Below are 5778 nucleotides of genomic sequence, written 5' to 3'. Positions count from 1 at the left end.
ATCTAGCCCCAATCACATAACCTTTGCAAGCCGTGAGCGGGTAAAGAAAAACACCGGCCCTCGAAACCGATAACGATTGATCGACTCTTGAATTAGTATTCCGTCCCCCACCCAAGGAACATGGAAGTGAGAAACAAATTCGCAGCAGGTATGTTCTGTTTCCTGACGATTGTGACGGCTCAATACGCTTACTCCAGCGCTACGGATGAGTCCGCCGAAAACGCCTCATTGCTCTGCAAAATCCTCGATGGCAATGACGCCTTGACCCAGGCCTCCGAATTCTCGGCCGAGGATCGTACGGTCAATATCTCGGTAGACCGTTCTCCAGAGGACGCCAAAAAGCTTTGCCCGGAAATCAGCGCCATCGTCGAGTATCACGAGATGACTTTTACGCAAGGCTGGACTGTGCAGATCACTTCTCCAGACAGTGGTTATGACGTTGTTGCTATCTGCCCATTGTAATGATGGTGGTTGTCCTGTACGCCAGTGATCAGGTGCAGTGGAATGTGCTGTTGCTCATCAATGCATGTGATTTCGAAACTGCCCACTATTTGAGGGGGGCGCTCACTCAGCCCGGTCGACTCTTCTTCCTTTGCCTTAGCCATTCTCGCGTGGTTCGCTGCGATTTCGTTGAGAGTTGACACGTTACATCTCCCGGTGACTGACCAAGCGTATCGCTGGAGTCCTTAAACGTTAATGTGAATGCCGCCGCGTCAGAATTACGTCGTTCTGGGGCCGCTATCGCCGGCATGTGCAAACCCTAAGCCAGACATTGACGCGTATTCCGCGCCACGCTTTCCATGCGACGAATGGTGTCGCGCGATGTTCAGATAGGTTCGATCAGTCCAGGGCCATCGTTGTGCACATTGCCCACGGCTTGATCAACCTTGAACCACTCGAATGTCTCGGCCGGCTCGCCCTGCGACAGTACTATCTGCTCGGCTCGCTCTTTCGGCGTGGCCGGGTCCAGCCATTCCCGGGCCAGTTCGGCATTCAGCGTCACCGGCTGGCGATCATGAACATCCACCATGCCGCCCTTGCTGTCGGCGGTGATGATCACGAAACCGTCATGTTCGTCCGGCTGATGTTCGTACCTTGGGTATTGACCGATCGCCGCGCACAGGATCGGTGCGCGATCCTTGCGGCGGATGAGGTAGGGCTGCTTCTTCGGACCGCCCTCGTAAACCCATTCAAACCAGTTATCGATGGCAACGATCGCCCGGTGCGGCCATATGGCTTTGAAGAATGGGCCGTGACTGACTTTCTCGACCCTGGCATTGATCGGCATAGGGTGTTCTTCGGACCAATGCGGCCGCCAGCCCCAGCGAACCCTGTCGGCGTGCAGCACGTCGCCTTCCTGGTGGAAGAGGGCGAGCTGAGTCGTCGGTGCGGCGTTGTAGAGCTCGAATGGCTGATCGCCGGCATTGTTGACCAAGGCGTTGGGCATGCTCAGCGCCTTGACGAAGTCGTGAATGCCTCGGTACTGCGAAAGTCGTCCGCACATGGCTGAGCCCTCATGCTTACATCTGAGCTTAGACGATCCTTTGAACTAATAGGGCGTTAAAGCCGCGTGGCGTTTTGGCGGGCATGATTAGACACATTTTCACAGTTGAAGGTTAACTATTGGTTACAAAGTATGGCTAAAATGACATCTTTCGCCCCCATGTCGATTGTCGGCATGGCTCAAGAACGCGCCATCGGGACGCACTTTGTTCATTTCAGACGTGTGACGATTTCCGTGAAACTCATTATTGCCGCTATCTATGTCATCTCCATCGCGTATGTCCACTTGCGCGGTAAGGTGCGCCACAAACCAGGCCGCCAACTAAGCGACCACTCGACGTTTCTGGCGCCGATCAATTGCTTCCTTTATATGTTCTCGAAAATCCCCAATCGGCCTTATCTCAATCCGGCGGACTTTCCTGACTTGAGCCCTTTGCAGGCTCATTGGGAAGAGATTCGCGCCGAAGGCCAGAACCTGCTCAAGGCCGGGGAGATCAAGCGCTCGAATCAGTACGACGACGTTGGTTTCAACTCGTTTTTCAAAAGTGGCTGGAAGCGTTTCTATCTCAAGTGGTATGGCGACAGTCACCCATCGGCCGCGAAGCTCTGCCCGCGTACTACTGAACTGGTGCAAAGCATTGGCTCGATCAAGGCAGCGATGTTTGCCGAACTGCCACCGGGTTCCAAACTGGTCCGCCACCGCGATCCGTATGCCGGCTCGTACCGTTATCACCTGGGGCTGGAAACGCCGAACGATGCCGGTTGCTATATCAACGTCGACGGTGAGAGTTACCATTGGCGTGACGGCGAAGCGGTGATGTTCGATGAAACGTTCATTCATTACGCTGAAAACAGCACCCAGCAGAACCGCATCATCCTGTTCTGCGACGTCGAACGGCCGATGAAGTATCGCTGGGCGGCGGCGTTCAACCGCTGGTTCAGCCGCACAGTGATGGCGGCGGCGGGGGCACCGAACGATGCGGGTGACAAGACCGGTGCTATCAACCGATTGTTTGCCAAAATCTACACGGTTCGCCTGCGCGGCAAAGCACTCAAAAAGCGTAACCGCGCTCGCTATTACCTGGAGAAGTGGGCGATTTTTGGCGGGTTGCTGGCGATTTTTGTGCTGATCTGAGTTTTGCTTTGCGGCGTATTTAGTCATTGCAAGCAGGCCAGGATTTTCACCGCATAACGTATAGGCACTCCACTAACCGATCAGCCACGAGAACGCTTCGTGGCTTTTTTATCTGTGCTCGCTTTGGCTTTTTCTGCCGTTTTACCGGCACTCCTGGCACCGAGGCTGCGCTTGAGCAGTTCAGTCAGATCGATCACATCCGCGGTCCTGCGTTCGTCCTCTCCCGTAGCGGTTTCGACGATTTCGATCTTGCCTTCATTCGCCTTCTGCTCAACCAGCGCCATGATCTTGTCTTCAAAGCTGTCGCGGTACTCCTCGGGTGTCCAGTCGGCGCTCATGTCCTCCACCAGCCGTTTGGCCATCTCCAGCTCGCCCTTAGCCAGGTCCGGGTTGGTCACTTCACTACCAAGTTCCAGTTGATCCAGGCTGCGCACTTCGGCCGGCCAGCGCAGCATCACCAGAACCAGGGCCGATTCCAGCGGCATGACGGCCGCCAGGTGCTGGCGGGTATGCAACACCACTCGGGCGAGGGCGACCTTGCCGGTTTTGCTGAGGGTTTCGCGTAACAGCGCATAGACCTTGCCACCGCGTTTGTCCGGCGCCAGGTAATAGGGTGTGTCGATGTTTTGCAGGGGGATCTGCTTGCTGTCGACAAAGGCAAAAATGTCGATGGTTTGGGTCGACAGTGGATGGGCCGAGCGAATGTCCTCTTCGCTGAGCACCACGTAACGACCCTTTTCGTACTCGACCCCTTTGACGATGTGTGCCTGGGTGACCTCCTTGCCAGTGACCTTATTGACGCGTTTATAGCCCACCGGCTCCATGCTGCGACTGTCGAGCCAGTTGAAATCGATCCCGTGGGAAGACGTCGCCGAGACCAGCGCCACGGGGATGTGCACCAGACCGAAACTGATTGCGCCTTTCCAGATTGCCCGTGCCATCGTCGTGTTCTCGTCAGCCCATTGATGTTCAGGTGACCTGTTGCCCGGAGGAAAGTTTCAGTCGGCTGCGACCCGCTTTTGCGGGCTGATCGACGGTGCAGTCAACTGGTGTTACATCTTCTGAAGGAGGTTTTAGTTAACAAATTCGAACCCCGGGCGTAGCGTGGCTCTATTCATCCATGAAGCGTTGCACGCGCTTTTAGAGAGGTTTCCATGAACCGATGTGTGTTCGGCGTCATCGCACTGGCATTGAGTGGCGTGCTAAGCAGCCTGGCCCTGGCCGATGCCGCCGCGCCGCCATCCTCGCCCTTGCTGCTGGCCCAGAACCTGCCGGGCAGCACCAATAACAATCCTTACAACAACCCGATCCGCCGGGCCAATCCCAACAGCATGCAAGGCACGCGACCCGGCATCCCGGTGATCCGCGGGCCGAGTACGGCGCCTGCGCCGCGACCACCGACCCTGGAGAACGGCGGTATCGGCAACCGTTATCCGCAGGATCGCCAGGCTCCTGCCAGCCCACCGACATTCATACCCAATCCACCTCATCGGGACGCAGACACCAGCAACCGTTGAACGGCAGGACAGAGGTCTTGCCAGCCATTTTGACCACAAAAGGAATCGTGCATGTTGCATAAGACCCTCCTGACTACACTATTTGCCGGCGTACTGATCATCAGTGCGCCCGTGTTTGCTGCGCCTGCCCAGGAATTGAAAAGTGAGGAGGGCACCCTTGAGGTCACGCCGATCGTTAAAGGTCTGGAGCATCCCTGGGCGCTGGCGTTCCTCCCCGGTCGCCAAGGGATGCTGGTGACCGAACGGCCGGGCAACCTGCGGGTGGTCAGTGTCGATGGCAAACTTTCGAGTCCGCTCAGCGGTGTGCCTCAGGTCTGGGCCAAGGGGCAGGGCGGGTTGCTCGATGTGGTGTTGTCGCCCGACTTCAAGCAAGACCGCATGGTCTATCTGTCTTATGCCGAAGGCGGCGGTGAGGGCGGCAAGGCGGGTACGGCGGTCGGTCGCGGAAGGTTGTCGGAAGACCTGACGGCCCTCAAGGATTTCAATGTGATCTTCCGTCAGGAGCCCAAGCTTTCGGTTGGCAATCACTTCGGCTCCCGTCTGGTGTTCGACCGCGACGGTTATCTGTTCATCACCCTGGGCGAGAACAACGATCGACCCACGGCGCAGGACCTCGACAAGCTGCAAGGCAAGGTCGTGCGGATCTATCCGGACGGCAAGGTGCCGAAGGACAACCCCTTCGTCGGGCAAAAAGGCGTACGCCCGGAAATCTGGTCCTACGGCCATCGCAACCCGCAAGGCGCGGCGCTCAACCCCTGGAGCGGCACGCTCTGGGAAAATGAGCACGGCCCCCGGGGCGGTGACGAAGTCAACATCATCGAGCGTGGCAAGAACTATGGCTGGCCGATAGCAACCCACGGCATCAACTATTCCGGCCTGCCGATCCCGGAAGCCAAGGGCAAAATCGTCGAAGGCACCGTAGGTCCACAGCATGTCTGGGAAAAATCCCCCGGCCTCAGCGGCATGGCGTTCTACGATGGCGATCGCTTCAAGGCCTGGCAGCACAACGTGTTTATCGGCGCGCTGGTGGGCCAGGAGCTGATCCGCCTGCAGTTCGACGGCGACAAGGTTGTTCACGAAGAGCGGCTGTTGGGTGAGCTGAACAAACGGATTCGCGATGTGCGGCAGGGGCCGGATGGTTATCTGTATGTACTGACCGATGAAGACGATGGTGCGTTGTACAAGGTTGGGTTGAAGTAAACAGACTCGCACAACCTTTGTAGCTGCTGGCGTAGCCTGTGTTCGGCAGCTGCTACAGAACGTGTTTCTCCAGTCGCATCGCGTCGGCATGGTCCTGGTAATAGTCATGAATCAGCCCGAATCGCCGATAACCGTTGCGCTCGTACAGAGCGATTGCCATCGGGTTGTCGATGCGAACTTCAAGTCGCAGGCAGGCGCAATCGTGCTCAAGGGCGCAGGCTTCGGCGCGTTCGAGCAATTGCTTGCCCAGCCCACTGCCGCGAGCATCAACGGCGATCGCAATCGAGTACAGACGTGCCCGTGAAGTACCCCGGTGAAACAACACCAGCGCATACCCCACCAATCGCTCGCCACGTTGGGCCACCAGCAGTTGCCCGTGAGCCCGGCTGATCATCCATCGAAAACTGCGCCGGCTGAGCCGGT

General features: G+C 57.4%; 7 protein-coding genes and 1 pseudogene. 4 read left to right on the top strand and 4 right to left on the bottom strand.

Translation table 11 applies throughout. The features are described 5' to 3' along the window. The first annotated feature begins 120 nt into the window (after window positions 1-120). Window positions 121-462, top strand: a complete 342-nt coding sequence (locus AC1DIS_RS29650; RefSeq protein ID WP_018926064.1) for a hypothetical protein — start codon at window positions 121-123, stop codon at window positions 460-462. On the opposite strand, the gene AC1DIS_RS29645 is transcribed toward AC1DIS_RS29650, so the two are convergent. Both AC1DIS_RS29645 and AC1DIS_RS29640 read right to left on the bottom strand, forming a co-directional pair. Further along, a complete protein-coding gene (locus tag AC1DIS_RS29645) occupies window positions 432-644 on the bottom strand; it encodes a hypothetical protein (protein WP_081626507.1) in 213 nt (70 codons plus the stop codon). The genes AC1DIS_RS29650 and AC1DIS_RS29645 overlap by 31 nt on opposite strands. A gap of 182 nt (window positions 645-826) precedes the next feature. After that, window positions 827-1504, bottom strand: a complete 678-nt coding sequence (locus AC1DIS_RS29640; RefSeq protein ID WP_028940522.1) for an SOS response-associated peptidase family protein — start codon at window positions 1502-1504, stop codon at window positions 827-829. 234 nt (window positions 1505-1738) lie between these two features. Between AC1DIS_RS29640 and lpxO the strand changes: the two genes are divergently transcribed. Next, window positions 1739-2638, top strand: a complete 900-nt coding sequence (lpxO, locus tag AC1DIS_RS29635) for a lipid A hydroxylase LpxO (RefSeq protein ID WP_026286412.1) — start codon at window positions 1739-1741, stop codon at window positions 2636-2638. 80 nt (window positions 2639-2718) lie between these two features. On the opposite strand, the gene ku is transcribed toward lpxO, so the two are convergent. Then, window positions 2719-3579 carry a non-homologous end joining protein Ku gene (gene ku, locus AC1DIS_RS29630; RefSeq protein WP_018926060.1) on the bottom strand — a complete coding sequence of 287 codons (861 nt, stop codon included), beginning with the start codon at window positions 3577-3579 and terminating at the stop codon, window positions 2719-2721. A gap of 213 nt (window positions 3580-3792) precedes the next feature. Between ku and AC1DIS_RS29625 the strand changes: the two genes are divergently transcribed. Together AC1DIS_RS29625 and AC1DIS_RS29620 are read left to right on the top strand one after the other, a co-directional pair. Then, the gene (locus AC1DIS_RS29625) at window positions 3793-4155 is read left to right on the top strand and encodes a hypothetical protein (RefSeq protein WP_138867625.1); all 363 of its coding nucleotides are present in this window, start codon (window positions 3793-3795) and stop codon (window positions 4153-4155) included. A 51-nt stretch (window positions 4156-4206) separates the two neighbouring features. Further along, window positions 4207-5355 carry a PQQ-dependent sugar dehydrogenase gene (locus AC1DIS_RS29620; protein WP_477743035.1) on the top strand — a complete coding sequence of 383 codons (1149 nt, stop codon included), beginning with the start codon at window positions 4207-4209 and terminating at the stop codon, window positions 5353-5355. Window positions 5356-5410: 55 nt separating this feature from the next. Here AC1DIS_RS29620 and AC1DIS_RS29615 read toward each other — a convergent pair. After that, a pseudogene (locus AC1DIS_RS29615) lies at window positions 5411-5778 on the bottom strand (GNAT family N-acetyltransferase); the annotation flags it as partial.

This window comes from Pseudomonas sp. 05N433 (assembly GCF_056396925.1).
The sequence above is the reverse complement of the archived record's forward strand: the minus strand, read 5'-3'. Positions and strand labels throughout refer to the sequence as shown.

Bases quoted from the DNA above. Each gene is read 5' to 3' on its own strand.
- AC1DIS_RS29650 (WP_018926064.1), top strand. From the start codon at position 121: ATGGAAGTGAGAAACAAATTCGCAGCAGGTATGTTCTGTTTCCTGACG.
- AC1DIS_RS29640 (WP_028940522.1), bottom strand. From the start codon at position 1,504: ATGTGCGGACGACTTTCGCAGTACCGAGGCATTCACGACTTCGTCAAG.
- ku (WP_018926060.1), bottom strand. From the start codon at position 3,579: ATGGCACGGGCAATCTGGAAAGGCGCAATCAGTTTCGGTCTGGTGCAC.
- AC1DIS_RS29625 (WP_138867625.1), top strand. From the start codon at position 3,793: ATGAACCGATGTGTGTTCGGCGTCATCGCACTGGCATTGAGTGGCGTG.
- AC1DIS_RS29620 (WP_477743035.1), top strand. From the start codon at position 4,207: ATGTTGCATAAGACCCTCCTGACTACACTATTTGCCGGCGTACTGATC.